Below are 21157 nucleotides of genomic sequence, written 5' to 3' on the forward strand. Positions count from 1 at the left end.
CTTCGGGAGGGACCCTAACGTCGTCCGGACCGCCGAGACCGGTGGGAGTTCAAGGATGAACGTTAGGTATCCCCCATGCTGACAATCCTCGGCTTCGCCATGATCGCGACCTTCCTGGTCCTGATCATGACGAAGAAGATGTCGCCGATCGCGGCGCTCGTACTGATCCCCGCGCTATTCTGTGTCGCCGTCGGACAGGGAGCGCAGCTCGGCGACTACGTCATCGACGGCGTCGGCAACCTGGCGCCGACCGCCGCCATGCTGATGTTCGCCATCGTGTACTTCGGCGTGATGATCGACGTCGGCCTGTTCGATCCGATCGTCCGGGGCATCCTGCGGTTCTGCAAGGCCGACCCGATGCGGGTCGTCGTCGGTACGGCGGTGCTCGCCGCGATCGTCTCGCTGGACGGGGACGGCTCCACCACCTTCATGATCACCGTCTCGGCGATGTATCCGCTCTACAAACGGCTGAAGATGAGCCTGGTGGTGATGACCGGCGTCGCGGCCACCGCGAACGGCGTCATGAACACCCTGCCCTGGGGCGGCCCTACCGCCCGCGCGGCGACCGCCCTCAAGCTGGACGCCTCCGAGATCTTCGTCCCCATGATCCCGGCGCTGGCCGTCGGACTGCTCGCGGTGTTCCTGCTCGCCTACGTACTGGGCCGCCGCGAGCGCAAGCGCCTGGGCGTGCTCAGCCTGGACGAGACGCTCGTCCGGCAGCCGGAGCCGGAGCTGGAGACCGTGACGGTCGGCGGCGGTACGGCCGCCGCGGGCGGCACGGGCGGTGGCGGTCCGCTGCGCGAGAACCCCGCCGCGCCGGGTGCGGGCGTCGGGAGGGACACGGCGTCCGGGGATGCCGGGGACGACGAGGAGGAGTTCAAGGGCCTCGACCCGAACCGGCCCACGCTCCGCCCCAGGCTCTACTGGTTCAACGCCGGTCTCACCGTCGCGCTGCTCACCGCGATGATCATGGAGCTGCTGCCCATTCCGGTGCTCTTCCTGCTGGGCGCGGCCCTCGCCCTCACCGTCAACTTCCCCCACATGCCCGACCAGCGGGCCCGGATCGCCGCCCACGCCGACAACGTTCTCAACGTCTCCGGCATGGTCTTCGCCGCCGCCGTCTTCACCGGTGTCCTCACCGGCACCGGCATGGTCGAGCACATGGCCGACTGGGTCGTCTCCACCGTCCCCGACGCGATGGGCCCGCACATGGCCATCGTCACCGGCCTGCTCAGCCTGCCGCTGACGTACTTCATGTCCAACGACGGCTTCTACTTCGGCGTCGTCCCCGTCCTCGCCGAGGCGGGCGCCGCCCACGGCGTCTCCCCGCTGGAGATCGCCCGCGCCTCCCTGGCGGGCCAGGCGCTGCACATGTCCTCGCCGCTGGTACCCGCGGTGTACGTCCTCGTCGGCATGGCGAAGGTCGAGTTCGGCGACCACACCCGCTTCACCGTCAAGTGGGCCGTCCTCACCTCGCTCGTGGTGCTCGGGGCGGGCATCCTGTTCGGCACGATCTGACGCCCCCGCACCCCTGGACACCCCTGATGCCATCCGCACCGCGAACCCGGCCCGGCCGGGGCTGGCTGCTACGCCTCGTCATCGCCTTCGCCTTCGCGCAGGGGGCGGTGTCGATGGCGCGGCCCGCCGTCTCCTACCGGGCCCTCGCGCTCGGGGCGGACGAGACGGCCGTCGGCGTCATCGCCGGGGTGTACGCCCTGCTCCCGCTGTTCGTCGCCGTCCCGCTCGGCCGCCGCACCGACCACGGCCGGTGCGCGCCGCTGCTGCCGCTCGGCGTGCTGCTGATCGGCGGCGGCTGCGCCCTGAGCGCGACGGCCTCCTCGCTGCCCGCGATGGCCGCCTGGAGCGGGGTGATGGGCCTCGGCCACCTCTGCTTCGTCATCGGCGCGCAGTCGATCGTGGCCCGGCAGTCCGCCCCCGCGGAACAGGACCGCGACTTCGGGCACTTCACCATCGGCGCGTCCCTGGGGCAGCTCGTCGGCCCGGTCGCCGCGGGCGGCCTCATCTCCGCCGAGGGCGGGGCGCTGGACCGTACGAGCGCCCTCGCGCTCCTCGTCTCGGCGGGGGTCGCCGCGGCCGCCCTCACCTCGCTGTGGCGCATCGAGCACCGCACGGCGACCGGCTCCGCCGCCGGAAAGCCGGACCGCAAGGTCCCGGTCCGCTCGATCCTGGGGACGCGCGGTGTCCCGGCGGGCATCTTCATCAGCCTGGCCGTGCTCTCCGCCACCGACATCCTCACCGCCTACCTGCCGGTCGTCGGCGAGCACCGCTCCATCGCCCCGGCCACCGTCGGGCTGCTGCTCAGCCTGCGGGCCGCCGCCACCATCGCCTGCCGCCTGGTGATGACCCCGCTGCTTCGGCTGCTCGGCCGCCGGGCCCTGCTGACCGTCAGCTGCCTGCTCGCCGCGCTGCTCTGCGCGGGCGTCGCGCTGCCCGTGTCCGTACCGGTCCTCGCCGTGATGCTGGGCGTGCTCGGGTTCTGTCTCGGTGTGGGCCAGCCGCTGTCGATGACCACCGTGGTGCGCGCCGCCCCCGAGGGGGCCCGTTCCACCGCGCTCGCCCTGCGCCTCACCGGCAACCGGCTCGGCCAGGTCGCCGCGCCCGCCGGGGCCGGGCTGATCGCCGGTGCGGCGGGGGTGGGTGCTCCGTTCGTCCTGCTCGGGGTGCTGCTGCTGGGCGCGGCCGGGCTCGGGCTGCGCGGGGGCGGCGCGCCGCCGGGCGCCGCCCGGACCGGTGCGTCGCCCGAGACCGCCGCCGCGGACGGCCCCGGGGCCGACGGCGCCCCGGAGGTCAGCGCCCGGTCGAACCGTCGATGAGTTCGCGCAGGATGTCCGCGTGCCCGGCGTGCCGGCCGGTCTCCTCGATCAGGTGGGTGAGCGCCCAGCGCACGCTCGGCGCGGACCCGCCCGGCCGGGGCACCGGGGCGCCGAGGTCGGCGCATCCGTCGAGGACCGCGTTCGCCTCGGCGACCGCCTGCCGGTAGCGGGCGACGACCTCGTCCACCCCGGCGTCCGGCGCGGCGTGGAGGGTCGCCTGCCAGTCGGTGACCCGGTCCCCGAGGAACGTGGCCCGCTCGACGGAGGTGAGGTGGTTGAGGAGCCCCAGCAGATTGGTGCCCGAGGCCACCTGGGCGGTACGGACCTGTGGTTCGGGCGCGCCCTCGACCTTCGCGGCGACGGACTCACGGAGGTAGTCGAGGAACCCGCGCAGCACTTCGGCCTCGCTGTTGGCGGTCCGGGGCGGGGGAGTGTCGCGGCGGCGCGCGGGGCGGGGTGAGGTGGGCATGGGCCCAGTCTGCCGGGCGGGCCGTCGCCGGGCGAGGAGACTTGCTGTTCCGGCAAGTCCGCTGCGGGGAAGGGTGATACGGGGGCGTGACGGGAGTCTGTGGGGCTCTCTGGCATCCCAAAACTAACAGCGCTAGTTTGGGCGGGTGCGACGGTCGCCCCGCGCCCGCCGCACGGCTTCGGCGCTCCGCACCGCACGTCCGGGAGGAAACAGCCATGCAGGCCCATGACCAGATGTACATCGACGGCGCGTGGCGGCCCGCCGCCGGGCAGGACACGATCCCGGTCGTGAACCCGGCGGACGAGCAGGTCATCGCCCGGGTGCCGGCGGGGACCGCCGAGGACGTCGACGCGGCGGTACGGGCGGCCCGCGCCGCCTTCCCCGCGTGGGCCGCGACCCCGCCCGCCGAGCGTGCCGCCCGGCTCACCGCGCTGGCCGACGCGCTGTCCGCCCGCAAGGACGTGCTGGCCGCGACGATCACCGCCGAGCTGGGCGCGCCACTGCCGCTCTCGCGGATGGTCCACGCGGGCGTCCCCGTCCTGGTCGCCGCCTCGTACGCCGAACTGGCCGCCCGCCACAGCTTCGAGGAGCGGATCGGCAACTCCACCGTGCTCCTGGAGCCGGTCGGGGTGGTGGGTGCGATCACGCCCTGGAACTACCCGCTCCACCAGATCGTCGCCAAGGTCGCCCCCGCCCTCGCCGCGGGCTGCACGGTCGTCCTCAAGCCCGCCGAGGACACCCCGCTCACCGCCCAGCTCTTCGCCGAGGCCACCGAGGCCGCCGGTCTGCCGCCCGGGGTCTTCAACCTGGTCACCGGCCTCGGCCCGGTCGCCGGGAAGGCGCTCGCCGCCCACGAGGACGTCGACCTGGTCTCGTTCACCGGCTCGACCGCGGTGGGCCGTCTCATCGGAGCCACCGCCGGGGCCGCCGTCAAGCGCGTCGCCCTCGAACTGGGCGGCAAGTCCGCCAACGTCATCCTCCCCGGCGCCGACCTCGCCAGGGCCGTCGGCGCCGGGATCGCCAACGTGATGACCAACTCGGGCCAGACGTGCAGCGCCTGGACCCGGATGCTGGTGGACGCCGAGCGGTACGACGAGGCCGTGGAGCTGGCGGCGAACGCCGTCACCGAGTACGTCGTCGGGGAGCGGGTCGGCCCGCTCGTCAACGCCGAGCAGCGGGCCCGGGTGCGCGGTTACATCGAGAAGGGCGTCGAGGAGGGGGCCCGGCTGATCGCGGGCGGCCCCGACGCCCCCCGGGAGACCGGCTACTACATCAGCCCGACCGTCTTCGCGGACGTCACCCCGGACATGACGATCGCCCAGGAGGAGATCTTCGGTCCGGTCGTCGCGATCCTGCGCTACGAGGACGTGGAGGACGCGCTGCGCATCGCCAACGGCACCGTGTACGGGCTCGCGGGCGCCGTGTGGGCCGCTAACGAGGCGGAGGCGGTGGCCTTCGCCCGCCGGATGGACACCGGACAGGTCGACATCAACGGCGGCCGGTTCAACCCGATGGCCCCGTTCGGCGGCTACAAGCAGTCGGGGGTCGGCCGCGAACTGGGCCCGCACGGCCTGGCGGAGTACCTCCAGACCAAGTCGCTCCAGTTCTGAACCCGCGGCCCCGTCCGCACGAGACATCCGTCCGTCCGCTCACGGCACCCCTGTCCGCGGGCGGAAACCCCTCCCGCAAGGAGCCTGCCCGTGGTCCGCGCCGCCGTACTGCCCGCCGTCGGAGCTCCGCTGGAGCTCACCGACATCGTCCTGCCGGAGCCCGGTCCCGGCCAGGTGCGCGTCGGGCTCGCCGCCGCCGGGGTCTGCCACTCAGACCTGTCCCTGTCCAACGGCACCCTGCGGGTCCCGGTGCCCGCCGTACTCGGCCACGAGGGCGCCGGGCGGGTCCTGGCGGTCGGTGAGGGCGTCACGCACGTCGCGCCGGGCGACGGGGTGGTCCTCAACTGGGCGCCCTCCTGCGGGACCTGCTTCCACTGCGGCATCGGGGAGGTGTGGCTCTGCGCCGACGCGCTGAAGGGGGCGGCACATCTCCACGCCCGTACGGCGGACGGCACCGATCTCCACCCCGGCCTCAACGTGGCCGCCTTCGCGGAGGAGACCGTCGTCGCCGCGAACTGCGTGCTCCCCGCCCCCGAGGGCATCCCCCTCACCGACGCCGCACTCCTCGGCTGCGCGGTCCTCACCGGCTACGGCGCGGTCCACCACAGCGCCCGGGTCCGCGCGGGCGAGAGCGTCGTCGTCCTCGGTATCGGCGGCATCGGCCTCGCCGTCCTCCAGGCCGCCCGGATCGCGGGCGCCTCCCGGATCATCGCGGTCGACGTCTCCCCGGCCAAGGAGGAGCTGGCCCGGGGCGCCGGGGCCACCGACTACGTCGTCGCCTCCGCCACCACCCCGCGCGAGATCCGGAAACTCACCGGCGGCCAGGGCGCGGACGTCGCCGTGGAGTGCGTCGGGCGGCCCGTGTCCATCCGGGCCGCCTGGGACTCCACCCGGCGCGGCGGCCGCACCACGGTCGTCGGGATCGGCGGCAAGGACCAGGAGGTCACGTTCAACGCCCTGGAGATCTTCCACTGGGGCCGCTCCCTGACGGGGTGCGTCTACGGCGACAGCGACCCGGCCCGCGACCTGCCCGCGCTGGCCGACCACATCCGCGCGGGCCGCTTCGACCTGTCGATGATGGTCACCGACCGCATCGGTCTGGACGGCATCCCCGCCGCCTTCGACCACATGACCGCGGGCCGGGGCGGCCGGGCCCTGGTCGTGTTCTAGGGGGTGTCCGAGCGGGTGTCTGTCCGTGCCGGGCGCCGGGGCCGGGGTCGCGGCGCCCGGCCCGGTCCGCCGGCGGCTGCGCGAGACCGCCACCCCGACCAGGCACAGCGCCCCGCCGAGGACGCCGAGCGGGGTCGGCACCTCGTCCAGCAGCACCCACGCCATGAGCACCACCAGCGCCGGAACCGCGTACGTGGTCGCGCCCATCCGGCCCGCCGTGGTCCGGGCCAGCGCGTAGCCCCAGGTGGTGAAGGCCAGCGCGGTCGGGAAGACGCCCAGGTAGACCATGTTCAGCGTGGCCGGGAGCGGGGCCCGGCCCGCCTCGGAGACGAGCACCCCGGTGAACGGCAGGCAGGCGACGGCGCCGATCAGACAGCCGAAGGTGTTGATCTGGAGCGAGGAGCCGTACGCCAGCGCGGGCTTCTGGCTCACCACGCCCAGCGCGTACGCCACCGCCGCCAGCAGGCAGAGCGCCACCCCCAGCACGGATGAGCCGCCGTGCCCGGACATGGCGAGGCCGACGACGATCGCACCCGAGAACGAGATGCCCATTCCCAGCAGCAGGCGGCGCGGCAGCCCCTCCCCGAGCATCCGGGCGCCCAGCAGCGCCATCAGGATCGGCCCGATGTTCACCAGCATCGCCGCGGTCCCGGCATCCACCTCCTGTTCGCCCCAGTTCAGGGCCACCATGTACAGCCCGAACCACAGCACCCCGGAGGTCACGATCCCGCGCCAGGCGCCGCGCCCCGGCAGCCCCTCCCGTCGCACGAGCAGGATCACCCCGAGCACCAGCCCGCCCGACGCGAGCCGCCCGAGGGCCAGCGCACCGGGGGAGTAGGCCTCACCCGCGCTGCGGATCGAGACGAAGGCGGAGGCCCACAGCAGCACGGTGACGCAGGCGGCGGCGGTGGCCCGCCAGGGCAGGGCGGGAGCGGGGGCGGCCGGGGGAGCGGAGGAGGCCGGGGGCGTCGTCATGGTCACGACCGTAGAGCCGGAACGCTTCGGCCCCCACCGAATTGCCGGGGACCGTCAGCCGGCGGGGGCCGGGCCGTCCGGCGAAGCGGGTTCGATGCCCAGCAGCTCGGAGAGGGCCCGCAGCCCGTCCGGGGCCGCCCGGACCGCCCGCCCGGTACCGAACCGCTCGCACCAGACCCGCTCCAGCACATGGGCGCACAGCGCCGCGCCCGCGGCCCCCGCGAGGTGCGGCCGCCGCTCCGTCCAGTCCAGGCAGCCCCGCGCCGGCGGCCGCCGGACGGAGCGGTCCGGGGGGACGCCGAGCGCGCCGAACCGGTCCGGGCCCGCGTCGGTCAGCGCGAACCCGGTGTCCTGCCGCAGCAGCCCCCCGGTCCGCCGCTCAGGCCCCCGGGTCGCGGCGGTACTCCTCGTACCGCGTCCCCAGCCCGTCCAGCAGGGCCCGCAGCCCGGTCTCGAACGCCCCCTCGTCCACCTGCCGTTGGTGGTCGGCCAGCAGGTGGGCCTGGCCCAGGTGCGGGTAGTCGGCGGGGTCGTAGGCGCTCTCGTCGTCGACGAAGCCCCCGGCGAACGATCCCAGCGCCGACCCGGTGATGAAATAGCGCATCAGCGCCCCGATGCGGGTGGCCTGTGCCGGGGGCCAGCCCGCGCCCACCATCGCGCCGAACACCGCGTCCGCGACCCGCAGTCCCGCCGGGCGGCGGCCGGGTCCCCGGGCGAGCACGGGCACGATGTGCGGGTGCGCGGCGAGGGCGGCCCGGTAGGACAGCGCCCAGTCGTGCAGGGCCTCGCGCCAGTCGCGCGGGTCGGACTCCTCGAACATCGACAGGTCGACCTGGACGGAGACGGCGTCGGCGACCGCGTCGAGGATCTCCTCCTTGTTGCGGAAGTGGTTGTACAGCGAGGGCCCGCTGACCCCGAGGACGGCCGCCAGACGGCGGGTGGAGACGGCGTCGAGCCCCTCGGCGTCCACGAGCGCGCTCGCCGCCTCGACGATGCGGTCTCTGCTGAGGAGGGGCTTGCGCGGACGGGCCATGCGGCCCATAGTAGGGCCCCCGAACAAAAAACTAGCAGTGCTAATTAACGCGCTGACGAGAAGTGGGGTGCCGCGCGATGGACCTGACGCTCAGCGAGGAGCAGGAAGCCGTCCGGAAGCTGGCCGCGGACTTCGTCGCCCGCGAGGTCACCCCGCATGTCGTCGCGTGGGACCGTGCCGAGAATGTCGACAGGTCGATCGTGAAGAAGCTCGGCGACCTCGGCTTCCTCGGCCTGACCGTCCCCGAGGAGTACGGCGGCTCCGGCGGCGACCACCTCGCGTACTGCCTGGTCACCGAGGAGCTGGGGCGCGGCGACTCCTCGGTGCGCGGGATCGTCTCCGTATCGCTCGGCCTGGTCGCCAAGACCGTCGCGTCCTGGGGGAGCGAGCACCAGAAGCGGCGGTGGCTGCCCCCGCTGACCTCCGGCGACGCGCTCGGCTGCTTCGGCCTCACCGAGCCCGGCACCGGCTCGGACGCGGGGAACCTCGCCACCCGCGCCGTCCGCGACGGCGACGACTACGTCCTCAACGGCACCAAGACGTTCATCACCAACGGCACGTGGGCCGACGTGGTGCTGCTCTTCGCCCGTACGAACGAGACCCCCGGCCACCGCGGCGTCTCCGCCTTCCTCGTCCCCGCCGACGCCCCCGGCCTCGCCCGCCGCACCCTTCACGGCAAGCTGGGCCTGCGCGGCCAGGCCACCGCCGAACTGGTGCTGGAGGACGTCCGGATCCCGGCGTCCGCCCTCCTCGGCCCGGAGGGCAAGGGCTTCACCGTCGCCATGTCCGCGCTGGCCAAGGGGCGGATGTCGGTCGCGGCGGGCTGCGTCGGCATCGGACAGGCCGCCCTGGACGCGGCCGTCCGCTACGCCGGAGAGCGCGAGCAGTTCGGCAAGCCCATCGCCCGCCACCAGCTCGTCCAGGAACTGCTCAGCGACATCGCCGTCGACGTCGACGCCGCCCGGCTGCTGACCTGGCGGGTCGCCGACCTGATCGACCGGGGGCAGGAGTTCGCCACCGCCGCCTCCCAGGCCAAGCTGTACGCCTCCGAGGCCGCCGTCCGCTGCGCCAACAACGCCCTCCAGGTCTTCGGCGGTTACGGCTACATCGACGAGTACCCCGTCGGCAAGCTCCTCCGGGACGCCCGCGTGATGACCCTCTACGAGGGCACCAGCCAGATCCAGAAGCTCATCATCGGCCGCGCCCTGACCGGCGTCTCCGCCTTCTGACCGCCGCCGGGCCGACGCGTCCGGCGGCCCGGCGGCCCGTACGGGTGGCTGGGCGCGGGTGTCTGAGTACGGGGGTGAGTACGGGCGCGGATATGGCGCGCACCACATCGGCGGATGCTCGGTCCATGAGCGATACGACACCGGTCAAGCAGCAGAACACCGCCGCCTTCTACGGCCAGGCCCTCGCCTCCTTCGCGGTGGCGATGGGCGCGATGGCCTTCGGCATCTTCCACCTCGACGCCGACCCCTGGGTGCGCGGCTTCCTCGCCATCGGCGTGCTCTACCTCGTCACGTCCTGCTTCACGCTGGCCAAGGTGATCCGGGACCGCCAGGAGGCCGGGCAGATCGTCAGCCGGGTGGACCAGGCCCGGCTGGAGAAGATCCTCGCCGACCACGACCCCTTCCAGAAGCTCTGACCCCTGGCCGGAAGCGGGCGGAACACCCCCTAAGCGCTTGCTCAGGTTCGGGGTATGGTGTTCGTCCGGTTGACGGAGAGGGGCCCTGGACGATGAGTGCGGCGGAGGAGACGAGCGGCGAGGACGCCCCCTGGGCCGAGGTCACCCCCGAGGCGGCCCGGCGGCTCCTCGTCGCCGCCGTGGACGCCTTCGCCGAGCGCGGCTACCACGCGACCACCACCCGGGACATCGCCGGGCGGGCCGGGATGAGTCCGGCCGCGCTCTACATCCACTACAAGACCAAGGAAGAGCTGCTCCACCGGATCAGCACGATCGGCCACGAGCGGGCGCTGAACGTCCTGGAGGCCGAGGCCGGACGGGACGGCAGCGCCGCCGAGCGGCTCGCCGGAGCCGTCCGCTCCTTCGTCCGCTGGCACGCCGAGCGGCACACCACCGCCCGGGTCGTGCAGTACGAACTCGACGCCCTCGGCGAGGAGCACCGCACCGGGATCGTCGCGCTGCGCCGCCGGAGCGACGCGGTGGTGCGCCGGATCATCGGCGAGGGGGTGCGGGACGGCGAGTTCGACGTCCCCGACGTCCCGGGCACCACGCTCGCGGTGTTGTCCCTCTGTATCGACGTGGCCCGCTGGTTCAACGCCCAGGGCAGCCGTACGCCCGACGAGGTGGGCGAGCTGTACGCCGGTCTCGTCCTGCGGATGGTCGGAGCCCGTACGGCCCCCGGCCGGGAGTGACCGGAACAGGGGCGGCGGGGATCAGAAGTAGTAGCGGGAGACCGACTCGGCGACACAGGCCGGCTTCTCGCCGCCCTCGCGCTCGACCGTGACGACGGCGGTGACCTGCACCCCGCCGCCCGCCTCCGTGACGTCCCGGAGCACCGCCGTGGCCCGCAGCCGGGAGCCCACCGGGACCGTCGAGGGGAAACGGACCTTGTTGGTCCCGTAGTTGATCCCCATCTTCATGCCCTCGACCCGCATCACCTGCGGCACCAGCGCGGGCAGCAGCGACAGCGTGAGATAGCCGTGGGCGATCGTCGTGCCGAAGGGGCCGTCCTTCGCCCGCTCCGGGTCCACGTGGATCCACTGGTGGTCGCCGGTCGCCTCGGCGAACCGGTCGATCCGCTCCTGGTCCACCTCCAGCCAGTCGCTGTGTCCCAGCTGCTCGCCCACGGCGTCCCGCAGCTCCCGCGCGGACGTGAAGATCCTGGCCTCTGTCATGTTTCCCGCTCCCTGACCTCCGGCTCACCGCACCCTCCGGCGCGATGTCCAAGCGCTTGCTCAGCATCATGGCGGTGCGCGTCCCTGTCAACGACGGAGCGGCGTTCCCGTGGAGGACCGGCAGTAGGTTGGAGGAGTGCCCCAGATCCCGCAGTCACTCCAGGAACTCTCGGTCGGCCAGCTCTCCGCGCGCAGCGGCGCCGCTGTCTCGGCCCTGCACTTCTACGAGTCCAAGGGCCTGATCAGCTCCACCCGCACCAGCGGCAACCAGCGCCGCTACCCCCGTGACGCGCTGCGCCGGGTCGCCTTCGTCCGGGCGGCGCAGCGCGTCGGCATCCCCCTGGCCACGATCCGCGAGGCGCTGACCGAACTGCCCGAGGAGCGCACGCCCAACCGCGCCGACTGGGCCCACCTCTCGGCGGCCTGGCGTCGCGAACTGGACGACCGGATCGAGCAGTTGCACCGGCTGCGCGACCACCTCACCGACTGCATCGGGTGCGGCTGCCTCTCCCTGGAGACCTGCGTGCTGTCCAACCCCGACGACGTCTCCGGCGCCCGGATCACCGGCTCCCGCCTGATGCCGGAGCGCAAGCGGCCTTCCTGAACCCGCGCGGCGGACAGGGGTGCGTCTCCGGCCGGAAGGGCACCCGCGGGCCGCCCGGAGAGGCCCACGGGGAAGAGAAAACCGACCGGTACGACTGGTTCGGTGAAACGGGCAGAAGCGGTCCGCCCGAAAGGCCATACGGGCGCCGGTGCGCGCGGTGCCGGTACGGCCGGGCTTCGGGGGCAAGGGCTCCGGCCGGGGTGGCTCCGCCCGGCACGGGAGGAAATCGGAAGCGGCTCCGCGCCAAACAAACAGCGAGCGGATCGACATTCTTCGGGGCTCGGTAAAGGTGGCGCAAAATGCCGGGCCATTGGCCGATATCTGATCGAATTCATTCTGGCCGTTCTAGCCGCGTTCCTGGAGTGTCCCGGAGGGGGGTCAGTAGGCTGAGCGTGCGAGGCCTGTCAGCCGGTGACTTCTTTTCCCGGCGGGCGGAGTCACGCCGTTCTCGATGCTGCGATCTCCTGGAGCCGTGCCGTCATGTCAGAAATCGATTTACACCATCATGAACGGCAACTTCATCGCCTCGCAACTGAATTCGAGAGCCTCCATGTCCGGGTACGCGATGTCTCCTACACGCCGGGAGCCGACGCCCTCCGCCGGATCGGTCCGCTCCTGCTCGCCGCACAGGACCTGACCGCCACCGCACTCGTGCGGCTGAACGCCCTGTACGGCAGCACGTTCGCCGCCGTCACCGGCCGCCGCTCCAGCCTGGAGCGACTGTCCTCGGTGCTGGTCACCTCCTCCCTGGTCAACAACGCCCTGGCCTTGGCGTTGCAGGCCAACCCGGGAGAAGGCGAGCCCTTGGGCGGCCACCGGACGCACGACGGGACGGCGGGCGCCGCCCGCCACGGCGAGGCGATCCTCCTCATCGTCGGCCATCTCGACGAGGCGGCCGCCCAGCTGGACCTGAGCGCGACCGCGTGCCGTCATCTCGCGGCCGACATCGTCGGGAATCTGACCGGCGCGGAATCCCGGCAGGCGAACTGAGCGCGTCGAACCTCCGTCCCGCCCGACGGACCCACCAGCGCGCGCAGATATGGAGGTCAGGTTTGCCGGCCTTATCCGATGTCACGAACCCCGCGGAGACAGCACATTCCATGGACCGCCACCCGGAACAATGCGAACCGCGCGTCCCCGTGGTGGTGCACGCCCGCGACCCGATATCCCGGGAGGGTGCGCTGAGCGCTCTGGACCGCGATTCCCGTATCGAAGTACGGGAGCGAAAAAGTCCGGGCGGTGTGATTCTGCTGGTCGACCACGTGCTCAGTCAGGGCACGCTGACCCAGATGCGCAGGGCCGTCGGCGGAGACGGGGCGAAGGCCGTCCTGGTGCTGGACACCTTGCAGGACGAGGAGTTCCAGGAGATCGTCAGCTACGGGGTCAGCGCGGTCGTCTGGCGCCACGAGGCCACCAGGAACCGCCTGATCCAGGCGGTGCTGGCCGCCGCACGCGGCGACGGCGACCTCCCGGCCGACCTGCTGGGCCGGCTGATCCGTCAGATGGGTACGGGAAGCTCCCCGGCCACCGCGCCGCCCGGCTTCCCCACCTACGGACTCACCCCGCGCGAGGTCGAGGTCATGCGCCTGGTCGCCGAGGGGTTCGGTACCGCGAGGATCGCCGCCGAACTCTGCTACTCCGAACGCACGATCAAGGACGTCATGTACAAACTGACCACCCGTCTGAATCTGCGCAACCGGGCCCACGCCGTGGCCTACGCCCTGCGGGAGGGCTACATCTGACCGGCCCACCGGTCCGGGCGGCGGGACGAGGAGCGGGCCGGAACCGGCATCGGCCCCGGCCCGCCGAGGCGGACCGGGGCCGACGCGGACACGGGCGGGCCGGTCCCCGCCGACCGCGGGGTCACCGCACCCGCCCGCGCACTCAGCCGGGCTTGCGGGCGATGACGACGCCGTTGGCGGCGGGCGCCTCGAACGGGCGTATCTCGACGTCGGTGAAGCCCGTCTCCAGCAGCCACTCCCGGTACTCCGCACCGGTGTAGTTCCGCCCGAAGGTCTCCACCAGCATCGACAGACTCATCAACGTGGCGTCCAGCGGCCCGTCCTTGGTGTCGGCGACCAGCAGTTCACTGATCAGCAGACGCCCGCCGGGCACCAGCGCCTCGTAACAGCTGCGCAGAATGGCCTTGCACTGCTCCACGTCCCAGTCGTGCAGGATCATCGAGAGCAGCACGGCGTCCTGACCGGTGGGCAGCGGGTCGGAGAAGAAGTCGCCACCGGCGAAGGAGATGCGGTCGGCGAAGCCCGCCTGCTCGACCTTCTTCTGCGTCAGGTCGCAGACGAAGGGCAGGTCGAAGACGGTGGTGCGCAGGGACGGACAGGCCCGGCTCAGCTCGATCGCGTACGCGCCCCCGCCGCCCCCGACGTCCAGCAGCGAGAGACCGCCCGAGAGGTCGACCGTCCGGGCCAGGGTCCGCGCGGTGGGCCGGGAGATCGCGCTCATCCCCTCCCAGAACGACTCCACGACGACGGGGTTCTCGTCGTCGAACAGCGAGTCGCGCCGCTCGCTGTCCCAGGCGGTCGGCCGGTTCGTCCGCAGCGCCTCGTCCAGCCGCAGCCATCCCGGGTAGTCGTGCCGGGAGACGATCTCCACCCAGCCGCCCGCGTAGTCCTCGCCGCCGCGGAGCAGATAGCGCGTGGTCATGGGGGTGTTGCGATACCCCTCGCCGTCGCGCTCCAGCAGGCCGAGCGCGGCGCACGCGGTGACCAGTTGCTCGACGGGACGTTCCGCCAGCTCCAGCAGGTCCGCGAGCTGGGCCGGGGTCATTCCGGGGCGTTCGGCGAAGCGCCCGAACAGATCGCGTTCGTGGGCGGTCACGAGTGTCTGGGACACCCACAGGCCGTAGACCATGTTCATGATCGGCATGACCGATACGGGTTGTTCTTCCGTGGACGTCATCGTCACCTCTCGGTTCGGCGCGGGAAACAGGTCCGCCCGTGCGGGGCCGTCGGCCGTCGGCGGGGCGGGGTGGGGCGGGGGAGTCAGACGGTGCGCTGCACGACGTCCTCGCTCCACAGGCGCGCCCGCTCGTTGGCGGCGCCGCGGGTGGCCTGGGAGGGCACGATCGGGGTGGCCGACGTGCGCCCGAAGAGCACGTCCATCGGCTCCTCGATGTCACCGGCGTACCCCATGGCGAAGCAGCCCTGCTGGTAGCCGATCATCCTCAGGACGTCCTCGGAGAAGGTGCGGGCGACGTCCGGCGGGGCGACGAGGTACTGGTTCTCCTCCTGCCGGACCCAGCCGGAGCAGTAGCTGGTGATCAGGCCCTGCCGCACGTGGTCGGAGTGGTTGGTCCCGCCGCCGTGCACGACCTTCCCGTTGAAGACGAAGACCGACCCCTTGCGCATCTCGACCGGGATGGTGTCCTTCTCCGTGATCTCCGCCGGGTCGGTCCCGTCGCTGCCGGGCGCCACCCGGGTGGCGCCGTTCTCCTCGGTGAAGTCGGTGAGCGCCCAGAAGAACTGGCACATCACATGGTGATCGGGTGCGAACGGGAAGAAGTCCCAGACGAGTTCGTCCTTGTGGGGCTTCTGCGCCACGGAGCCCGGGTGGGCGCTGATCAGCTGGGTCTGCGACAACTGGAACTCCGTCGAGGACGCCAGGACCTGTCCCGCTATCCCCTTGATCAGGGGATGCACGATCAGTTCGCGCGCGGTGGCCGAACGGGCGACGAGGCTGCCGGTGCGCTTGGTCCGCTGGCCGGCGAACGCGTCCGGCCCGAACGGCGTGGCGTCGATCCAGGGCGTCATCTCCTCCAGCAGGGCGTCCACCGTCGCGTGCGGAAGAACATCCTCGACAACGGCGTATCCGTTCTCGTCCATGCTCCGCATGATTTCGTCGATACTCGCGTCCTTGCTGAAACGGTCGTTCAACGGGGGCTTCATGGTCTTCTCCTCCTCGCCGGATCTCTTTCCGGGTGTGGTGGGAAAAGAATGGCCCCGCTCGCATTCCGCGACAACAACGCACGAGCGCCACGCCTCGTGCCCGGCCCGGTCGGCCAGGACCGGTCGGAGGCCTTTTCTCCCTGGTCAGGGCAGTTCGGTGACGATCGTGCGCCGGGCAGCCGGTCGCCTTCCGGGCAGGCGATTGCGCCCCGGAGTCGTCATCCGTCAGCCGTTCTTCCATTTCGGTGTGCCCGGAAGGCCATTTACCGATGTCCCTGTGGGCGTATCGAATGCGAAGACCCCGGTGGTCGAATCAGCGGGAGCCGTGAATTTCCCGGCACCCGGTGCGGCGCCTCGCGCCGCCGGGCCCGACCCACACGAGGAGACGCACACCATGACCACGATCGACACAGCGTCGGCGACCATCACCTTCGACGGGGAGAACCTCGGCATCGACGACGTCCGGTCCGTCGCGGAGCGGCACACCCACTGCACGGTGAGCCCCGAGGTCCTGGACAAGGCCGCGGCCAGCCGGAAGCAGTTCGAGGACATCGTCCGCCAGGGCGCCTCGGTCTACGGGGTGACCACCGGCTACGGCGAGATGATCTACATGCAGGTCGAGCCCTCCAAGGAGGTGGAGCTCCAGACCAACCTGATCCGCAGCCACAGCGCCGGAGTCGGCCCGCTGTTCGCCGAGGACGAGGCCCGCGCCATCCTCGCCGCCCGGCTCAACGCCCTGGCACGCGGATACTCCGCCGTCCGCCCCGAGGTGCTGGAGCGCCTGGCGCTCTACCTCAACGAGGGCATCATCCCCGCGATCCCCGAGATCGGCTCGCTCGGCGCCAGCGGCGACCTCGCGACCCTGTCGCACATCGCCATCACCGTGATCGGCGAGGGATACGTACTCCGCGACGGCAAACGGGTCCCGACCGGCGAGGTGCTGCGCGAGCGGGGCATCGAGCCCCTGGAGATGCGCTTCAAGGAGGGGCTGGCGCTGATCAACGGCACCTCCGGGATGACCGGGCTGGGGTCGCTCGTCGTCGGCCGCGCCCTCGACCAGCTGCACCAGGCCGAGATCGTCTCCGCTCTCCTGCTGGAGGCGCTGCGGTGCTCCACGAGCCCGTTCCTCGCCGAGGGCCACGAACTGGCCCGCCCGCACCAGGGCCAGATCGACTCGGCCGCCAACCTGCGGACGCTGCTCGCCGACAGCCGGCTGGCCGTCTCCCACGCCGAGATCCGCGGCGAGGTGGAGAGCAGGCGGGCGGGCGAGGAGGTGACCCGTACCGACGTCTACCTCCAGAAGGCGTACACGCTGCGGGCCATCCCCCAGGTCCTCGGCGCGGTGCGCGACACCCTGCGGCACGCCGCGGGCACGCTCGGCACCGAGCTGAACTCCGCGACCGACAACCCGCTGTTCTTCCCGGGCAAGGAGGTCTTCCACGGCGGCAACTACCACGGTCAGCCCGTCGCGTTCGCCATGGACTTCACCACCATCGCCCTCACCCAGCTCGGCGTCCTCTCCGAGCGCCAGACCAACCGGCTGCTCAACCGGCACCTCAGCTACGGACTCCCGGAGTTCCTCGTCGCCGGGGAGGCCGGTCTCAACAGCGGCTTCGCGGGCGCCCAGTACCCGGCCACCGCGCTGGTCGCGGAGAACCGGACCATCGGCCCGGCCAGCACCCAGAGCGTCCCCTCCAACGGCGACAACCAGGACATCGTCAGCATGGGCCTGATCTCCGCCCGCAACGCGCGGCGGGTGCTCACCAACAACACCCGCATCCTCGCGGTGGAGTTCCTGGCGGCGGCCCAGGCCGTGGACCTGAACGACTGCTACGACAAGCTCGGCACGGCGGGCAGGGCCGTCTACGACACCGTGCGCGCGCTGGCGCCGACCCTCGACCGCGACCGGTACATGTCGGACGAGCTGGAGACCGTGGCCGGTGCGGTCGAGCGCGGCGACTTCCTGCGCGCCGTCACCTCGGCCGGGATCACGCTGCGGTGACCGGGGACCACACGGCGCCGCCGGGCGCCGGCACGTCACGACGGACACCCCAACCCGGGGAGGCGGGATGAACACGGCGAGCGCGCTGGCGGTCCTGGAAGCTCCGGTCGACGCGGACGTGGACCCCGACGACCTGGTCCGGGCCGCCATGCGCTGGCACTTCGACCCGGAGACCGGCAGCCCGTTCTGGCTGGAGCGGCTGAAGGCCCTGGACTTCGACCCGCGGACGGACGTGCGCACCCCGGCGGACCTGCACCTGTTCCCGCAGGTCGTCGACGACCTGCGGTACACCCCGGTGGAGGACCTGCTGCCCCGGGGCTACGGCGGGGCAGCGGAGGTGATCGGCGTGTTCGAGAGCGGCGGCACCACCGGTGTCCCCAAACGGGTCCTGTACCTGGCCGACTGGATGGAACGCGAGATGGCGTGCGCCATGCGCGCCATGGACGAGCGGGGCTATCCGCGAGGGGTGAACTGGCTGTCGCTCGGTCCGAGCGGCCCGCACGACTACGCCGAACTCACCGGTCAGCACGCGCGCCGCCGGGCCGGTGTGCGCTTCGCCGTCGACTTCGACCCCCGCTGGGTACGCCGCTGTCTGCGCGAGGGGCGCGACGAGGACGCCGACAGGTATCTCGACCATGTGCTCGCCCAGGCGGCCGACGTGCTCCGCAGCCAGCGGACCGGCGCGCTCCAGGCGCCCCCGCCGCTGCTGGAGCGCCTCGCCCGCGACGAGCGGACGGCCGACCTCGTCCGGGAACAGGTCCAGGTCATCACCTGGTGCGGGACCAGCATGGACCGGGACACCCGGGACCTGCTGAGCGGCGAGATCTTCCCCGGGATACCCCTGTTCGGGCTGTACGGCAGCACGATGGCACTGGGCGCCGCGTTCGAGCGCCCCACCACCGAGGACGGCGACTCCGTGTTCGACTCGCCCTCGGCGAACGTCACGTACACGGTGGTGGATCCCGGCAGCGGCGAGCCGGTCGCCCCCGGCGAGAGCGGCCAGGTCGTCATGCACCACCTCAGCAAGTCGGCCCTGCTGCCCAACAACCGCGAGCGTGACCGGGCGCGGCGGGTGAACGCTCCACCGGGCGCGGTGGGCCACTCCGTGGCGGACGTGCGCCCCCTCGAAGCCTTCACCGGCGTTCCGGTCATCACGGGGGCGTACTGATGCGGGCCGCACCGGAGGAGACCGCCGCCGCGCCGAAGGGGAGCGGGGCCGGGGCCCTGCCCTTCGTCGACGCCCTCGTCCCGACCGGGGCCTACCGCACCGGCCGACGCGAGACGGTCCGGGGGGTGACGGGGGAGCCGCTCGCGCAACTCTCGCTCGTACCGGCCCTGTTCGCCGCCCGGACCCTGGACGCGATGCGCCGCCGCCCGGCCCCCGCGGCGAAGGGGCTGCCCGACCGGCTCCGGGCGGCGGGCGCGGCCTTCGCGTCGGACAGGCTGGGCGGGCTGACACCGAAGGAGCACGACACCGTCGTGGCCCGCTCGACCGGCGTACCACTGCCGGTGGTCCGGGCCGCCTCGGCGGTCATCGCGGACATGCTGACCGGGGCGGTGGACGCCGTGGCGGGGGCCCGCCCCCGGGCCGTGCTCCCCCCGGCGGCGGGCACCGCCCCCGGCACCGGCGCCGTCGTCTGGCGCCGTCGCGGCAGGGTGCTCGGCGTCAACGCGTCCGGGAACCACCCGGCCGTCCACTCGCTGTGGCTCCAGGCGCTGGCCCTCGGCTACCGCGTCGCGGTGCGCCCCTCGCGCCGCGACCCGTTCACCCCCGACCGGCTGGTGCGGGCCCTGCGGTCCGCCGGATTCGCCGACGACGAGGCGGTCACCCTGCCGTGCGACCACGGCACCGCCGGGGAACTGGTCCGCGGCAGCGACCTCGCCATGGTCTTCGGCGGGGACGAGACCGTACGCCGGTACGCGGGCGGGGCGTCGGGGACACCGGTCCTGACGCAGGGGCCCGGCCGGGTCAAGGTGCTCGTCACCGGGCGATGGGAGCCGTATCTCGCCACCATCGCCGACTCGGTCGGCGGACTGGGCGGTGTCTCGTGCCTCAACACCACCGCCGTCCTGGTCGAACACGATGCCAGAGGCTTCGCCGAGGCGCTGGCGGAGCGGCTGGCGGCGCTGCGGGCGAGGCCGCCGGAGCAGGAGGACGCCGAACTTCCGTGCCTGCCCCTGGCGGAGGCGCGCGGGGTCGAGGAGGCCCTGCGCCGCGGGGCGGCGGGCTGCGAGCCCGTTCTCGGCGGCAGCCTCGTGCACGACCTCGGTGACGGCAGCGCCGCCCTGCGCCCCGCGGTGCACCTGCTGGAGAACCCCCTGGCCGCGCAGACCGGCCTGGAGATGCCGTTCCCCTGCGTCTGGGTCGCCCCCTGGGCCCGCGAGCACGGGGTGGCGCCGCTGCGCGGGTCGCTGGTGGCCGCGGTGCCGGACGGGAACGCCGGGCTGGTGGAGGCGCTGCTCGACGAGCCGTCCGTCCGCAACGTCTACGGCCTGGACCGGCCCACCTGGTGGCTGCCGCCGGACATGCCGCACGACGGGTACCTGTCCGAGTTCCTCATGCGCAGCACCGCGCTCGCCGGAGTCTGAGAGGAGGTCACGCCGTGCTCGCTGTGGTCATGCGCGCCCCGGGAGACGTAGGCGTGGAGGAGGTGCCAGAACCCCGGATCGAGGAGCCCGGGGACGCGCTGGTGCGGGTGGTGGCGGCCGGAGTCTGCGGCTCGGACCTGTCGGTGCTGCGGGGGCTGTCGCCCCTGCCCCGGCCGGTCCGCAGCGGCCACGAGTTCGTGGGTGTCGTCGAGGACGTGGGCGCAGGGGTGACGGCCCTGCGCCGGGGGGACTTCGTCCTCGCGCCGTTCAGCACCTCGGACGGCGTCTGCGGGCACTGCCGCCGCGGCGTGACGATCGCCTGTGAGAACGGCACGCTGTTCGGCGAGTTCGGCCCCGACGGCTCGTCGCTCGACGGCGGACAGGCCGCGTTCGTCCGCGTCCCGCTGGCCGGCACGACGCTGGTGCCCCTTCCCGGGGCGCCCCCCGACGACCTGGTGGAGTCGCTGCTCACCCTGACCGATGTGATGTCCACCGGACACGAGGCGGCCGTGCACGCCGGAGTGAGCCCGGGGGACACGGTCGTGGTCGTCGGGGACGGGGCCGTCGGCCAGTGCGCGGTCCTGGCCTGCCGCCGGCTGGGAGCGGAACGGATCGTCGTCATGTCCCGCGACCCGTGGCGGCGCCGGCTGGCCCGGACCCACGGGGCCACCGACCTGGTCGCCGCCCGGGGAGAGGAGGGCGCGGCGGAGGTGACCGACCTGCTCGACGGCGGCAGCGGCCGGGTGATCGAGGCGGTCGGGACGCTGGAGGCGGTGCGGCAGGCGATCGGCTGCGCCCGGCCCGGCGGCCGGATCGGCTACGTCGGTCTGCCCTGGGGCATCACGCTGCCGCTGTGGGAACTGTTCGGCAAGAACCTCACCCTCGGCGGTGGCGGCGCGAACATCCGCGCCACGATGCCGGAACTCCTCGACGACGTGCTGGACGGCACGTTGCGACCGGGCGCCGTGTTCGACGCGGCGTACTCCCTGGCCGACGCGCCGGAGGCGTTCCACGCCATGGACGCCCGCCGCTGCGTCAAAGCCGTCCTGCGCCCCTGAGCCACCGCACCCTCGCGGCCTTCCGGTCCTCCCGCTCCACGGGAGGGCC

The 21157-nt window shown here is 72.8% G+C and carries 19 protein-coding genes and 2 pseudogenes; 14 read left to right on the forward strand and 7 right to left on the reverse strand.

The annotated features are described in order from the left end of the window. The first annotated feature begins 75 nt into the window (after positions 1-75). Both ACIRRU_RS16780 and ACIRRU_RS16785 read left to right on the forward strand, forming a co-directional pair. A complete protein-coding gene (locus tag ACIRRU_RS16780; protein ID WP_403680913.1) occupies positions 76-1518 on the forward strand; it encodes a CitMHS family transporter in 1443 nt (480 codons plus the stop codon). 26 nt (positions 1519-1544) lie between these two features. Beyond that, a complete protein-coding gene (locus ACIRRU_RS16785; protein WP_403680916.1) occupies positions 1545-2834 on the forward strand; it encodes an MFS transporter in 1290 nt (429 codons plus the stop codon). Here the strand turns inward: ACIRRU_RS16785 and ACIRRU_RS16790 are convergent. Beyond that, positions 2809-3303, reverse strand: coding sequence for a DinB family protein (locus ACIRRU_RS16790; RefSeq protein ID WP_403680918.1), 495 nt, complete (start codon positions 3301-3303; stop codon positions 2809-2811). The two genes, ACIRRU_RS16785 and ACIRRU_RS16790, sit on opposite strands and share 26 nt — an antisense overlap. Positions 3304-3518: 215 nt before the next feature. On the opposite strand from ACIRRU_RS16790, the gene ACIRRU_RS16795 reads away from it, so the two are divergent. Both ACIRRU_RS16795 and ACIRRU_RS16800 read left to right on the forward strand, forming a co-directional pair. Next, on the forward strand, positions 3519-4913 hold the full coding sequence (locus ACIRRU_RS16795) for an aldehyde dehydrogenase family protein (RefSeq protein WP_403680920.1): 1395 nt from the start codon (positions 3519-3521) through the stop codon (positions 4911-4913). A 90-nt stretch (positions 4914-5003) separates the two neighbouring features. Continuing rightward, on the forward strand, positions 5004-6083 hold the full coding sequence (locus ACIRRU_RS16800; protein WP_403680922.1) for a Zn-dependent alcohol dehydrogenase: 1080 nt from the start codon (positions 5004-5006) through the stop codon (positions 6081-6083). 15 nt (positions 6084-6098) lie between these two features. Here the strand turns inward: ACIRRU_RS16800 and ACIRRU_RS16805 are convergent. The 3 genes and pseudogenes from ACIRRU_RS16805 to ACIRRU_RS16815 all read right to left on the reverse strand — a co-directional run. Then, positions 6099-7058: pseudogene (locus tag ACIRRU_RS16805) on the reverse strand (DMT family transporter); the annotation flags it as partial. Between the two features lie 54 nt (positions 7059-7112). Beyond that, positions 7113-7424: pseudogene (locus ACIRRU_RS16810) on the reverse strand (transcriptional regulator); the annotation flags it as partial. Positions 7425-7437: 13 nt separating this feature from the next. After that, a complete protein-coding gene (locus tag ACIRRU_RS16815) occupies positions 7438-8091 on the reverse strand; it encodes a TetR/AcrR family transcriptional regulator (RefSeq protein WP_403680925.1) in 654 nt (217 codons plus the stop codon). A 77-nt stretch (positions 8092-8168) separates the two neighbouring features. On the opposite strand from ACIRRU_RS16815, the gene ACIRRU_RS16820 reads away from it, so the two are divergent. The 3 genes from ACIRRU_RS16820 (at position 8169) to ACIRRU_RS16830 (ending at position 10467) form a co-directional block, all read left to right on the forward strand. Continuing rightward, complete coding sequence (locus ACIRRU_RS16820) at positions 8169-9320, forward strand: acyl-CoA dehydrogenase family protein (RefSeq protein ID WP_403680927.1); 1152 nt, start codon at positions 8169-8171, stop codon at positions 9318-9320. A 125-nt stretch (positions 9321-9445) separates the two neighbouring features. Continuing rightward, positions 9446-9736 (forward strand): YiaA/YiaB family inner membrane protein, encoded by a 291-nt coding sequence (locus ACIRRU_RS16825; protein ID WP_363204649.1) that lies wholly within the window; start codon positions 9446-9448, stop codon positions 9734-9736. A gap of 92 nt (positions 9737-9828) precedes the next feature. Next, on the forward strand, positions 9829-10467 hold the full coding sequence (locus ACIRRU_RS16830; protein ID WP_403680929.1) for a TetR/AcrR family transcriptional regulator: 639 nt from the start codon (positions 9829-9831) through the stop codon (positions 10465-10467). Positions 10468-10488: 21 nt separating this feature from the next. Here the strand turns inward: ACIRRU_RS16830 and ACIRRU_RS16835 are convergent, their stop codons facing one another. After that, complete coding sequence (locus tag ACIRRU_RS16835; protein WP_403680931.1) at positions 10489-10950, reverse strand: MaoC family dehydratase; 462 nt, start codon at positions 10948-10950, stop codon at positions 10489-10491. Between the two features lie 136 nt (positions 10951-11086). On the opposite strand from ACIRRU_RS16835, the gene soxR reads away from it, so the two are divergent. The 3 genes from soxR (at position 11087) to ACIRRU_RS16850 (ending at position 13296) form a co-directional block, all read left to right on the forward strand. After that, positions 11087-11554: a redox-sensitive transcriptional activator SoxR gene (gene soxR, locus ACIRRU_RS16840; protein WP_363204646.1), complete on the forward strand. Its 468-nt coding sequence runs from the start codon at positions 11087-11089 to the stop codon at positions 11552-11554. A 480-nt stretch (positions 11555-12034) separates the two neighbouring features. Continuing rightward, positions 12035-12544, forward strand: a complete 510-nt coding sequence (locus tag ACIRRU_RS16845; protein WP_403680934.1) for a hypothetical protein — start codon at positions 12035-12037, stop codon at positions 12542-12544. 110 nt (positions 12545-12654) lie between these two features. Next, positions 12655-13296 (forward strand): response regulator transcription factor, encoded by a 642-nt coding sequence (locus ACIRRU_RS16850; RefSeq protein ID WP_403680936.1) that lies wholly within the window; start codon positions 12655-12657, stop codon positions 13294-13296. A 142-nt stretch (positions 13297-13438) separates the two neighbouring features. Here the strand turns inward: ACIRRU_RS16850 and ACIRRU_RS16855 are convergent, their stop codons facing one another. Both ACIRRU_RS16855 and ACIRRU_RS16860 read right to left on the reverse strand, forming a co-directional pair. Next, positions 13439-14473: a methyltransferase gene (locus tag ACIRRU_RS16855; RefSeq protein WP_403680939.1), complete on the reverse strand. Its 1035-nt coding sequence runs from the start codon at positions 14471-14473 to the stop codon at positions 13439-13441. 83 nt (positions 14474-14556) lie between these two features. Further along, on the reverse strand, positions 14557-15459 hold the full coding sequence (locus ACIRRU_RS16860; RefSeq protein WP_403680942.1) for a phytanoyl-CoA dioxygenase family protein: 903 nt from the start codon (positions 15457-15459) through the stop codon (positions 14557-14559). A 394-nt stretch (positions 15460-15853) separates the two neighbouring features. Here ACIRRU_RS16860 and cmdF point away from each other — a divergent pair, with 394 nt between their 5' ends. The 4 genes from cmdF to ACIRRU_RS16880 all read left to right on the forward strand — a co-directional run bounded on the left by cmdF (position 15854) and on the right by ACIRRU_RS16880 (position 21108). Beyond that, the gene (gene cmdF, locus ACIRRU_RS16865; RefSeq protein WP_403680945.1) at positions 15854-17461 is read left to right on the forward strand and encodes a tyrosine 2,3-aminomutase; all 1608 of its coding nucleotides are present in this window, start codon (positions 15854-15856) and stop codon (positions 17459-17461) included. Between the two features lie 67 nt (positions 17462-17528). Beyond that, positions 17529-18629, forward strand: a complete 1101-nt coding sequence (locus tag ACIRRU_RS16870) for a phenazine antibiotic biosynthesis protein (RefSeq protein ID WP_403680948.1) — start codon at positions 17529-17531, stop codon at positions 18627-18629. Further along, entirely contained in the window at positions 18629-20050 is a 1422-nt protein-coding gene (locus tag ACIRRU_RS16875; protein ID WP_403680950.1) for an aldehyde dehydrogenase family protein, read from the forward strand. Before ACIRRU_RS16870 ends, ACIRRU_RS16875 begins: the two co-directional genes overlap by 1 nt. 14 nt (positions 20051-20064) lie before the next feature. Next, positions 20065-21108 (forward strand): alcohol dehydrogenase catalytic domain-containing protein, encoded by a 1044-nt coding sequence (locus ACIRRU_RS16880; protein ID WP_403680953.1) that lies wholly within the window; start codon positions 20065-20067, stop codon positions 21106-21108. Positions 21109-21157 lie beyond the last annotated feature (49 nt).

This window comes from Streptomyces sp. NPDC101181, from assembly GCF_044767975.1.
Lineage (GTDB): Bacteria > Actinomycetota > Actinomycetes > Streptomycetales > Streptomycetaceae > Streptomyces.

Excerpts from the sequence above, each read along its gene's own strand:
- ACIRRU_RS16780 (WP_403680913.1), top strand. The coding sequence starts at position 76 with ATGCTGACAATCCTCGGCTTCGCCATGATCGCGACCTTCCTGGTCCTG.
- ACIRRU_RS16785 (WP_403680916.1), top strand. The coding sequence starts at position 1,545 with ATGCCATCCGCACCGCGAACCCGGCCCGGCCGGGGCTGGCTGCTACGC.
- ACIRRU_RS16790 (WP_403680918.1), bottom strand. The coding sequence starts at position 3,303 with ATGCCCACCTCACCCCGCCCCGCGCGCCGCCGCGACACTCCCCCGCCC.
- ACIRRU_RS16795 (WP_403680920.1), top strand. The coding sequence starts at position 3,519 with ATGCAGGCCCATGACCAGATGTACATCGACGGCGCGTGGCGGCCCGCC.
- ACIRRU_RS16815 (WP_403680925.1), bottom strand. The coding sequence starts at position 8,091 with ATGGCCCGTCCGCGCAAGCCCCTCCTCAGCAGAGACCGCATCGTCGAG.
- ACIRRU_RS16820 (WP_403680927.1), top strand. The coding sequence starts at position 8,169 with ATGGACCTGACGCTCAGCGAGGAGCAGGAAGCCGTCCGGAAGCTGGCC.
- ACIRRU_RS16825 (WP_363204649.1), top strand. The coding sequence starts at position 9,446 with ATGAGCGATACGACACCGGTCAAGCAGCAGAACACCGCCGCCTTCTAC.
- ACIRRU_RS16830 (WP_403680929.1), top strand. The coding sequence starts at position 9,829 with ATGAGTGCGGCGGAGGAGACGAGCGGCGAGGACGCCCCCTGGGCCGAG.
- ACIRRU_RS16835 (WP_403680931.1), bottom strand. The coding sequence starts at position 10,950 with ATGACAGAGGCCAGGATCTTCACGTCCGCGCGGGAGCTGCGGGACGCC.
- ACIRRU_RS16845 (WP_403680934.1), top strand. The coding sequence starts at position 12,035 with ATGTCAGAAATCGATTTACACCATCATGAACGGCAACTTCATCGCCTC.
- ACIRRU_RS16850 (WP_403680936.1), top strand. The coding sequence starts at position 12,655 with ATGGACCGCCACCCGGAACAATGCGAACCGCGCGTCCCCGTGGTGGTG.
- ACIRRU_RS16855 (WP_403680939.1), bottom strand. The coding sequence starts at position 14,473 with ATGACGTCCACGGAAGAACAACCCGTATCGGTCATGCCGATCATGAAC.
- ACIRRU_RS16860 (WP_403680942.1), bottom strand. The coding sequence starts at position 15,459 with ATGAAGCCCCCGTTGAACGACCGTTTCAGCAAGGACGCGAGTATCGAC.
- cmdF (WP_403680945.1), top strand. The coding sequence starts at position 15,854 with ATGACCACGATCGACACAGCGTCGGCGACCATCACCTTCGACGGGGAG.
- ACIRRU_RS16870 (WP_403680948.1), top strand. The coding sequence starts at position 17,529 with ATGAACACGGCGAGCGCGCTGGCGGTCCTGGAAGCTCCGGTCGACGCG.
- ACIRRU_RS16875 (WP_403680950.1), top strand. The coding sequence starts at position 18,629 with ATGCGGGCCGCACCGGAGGAGACCGCCGCCGCGCCGAAGGGGAGCGGG.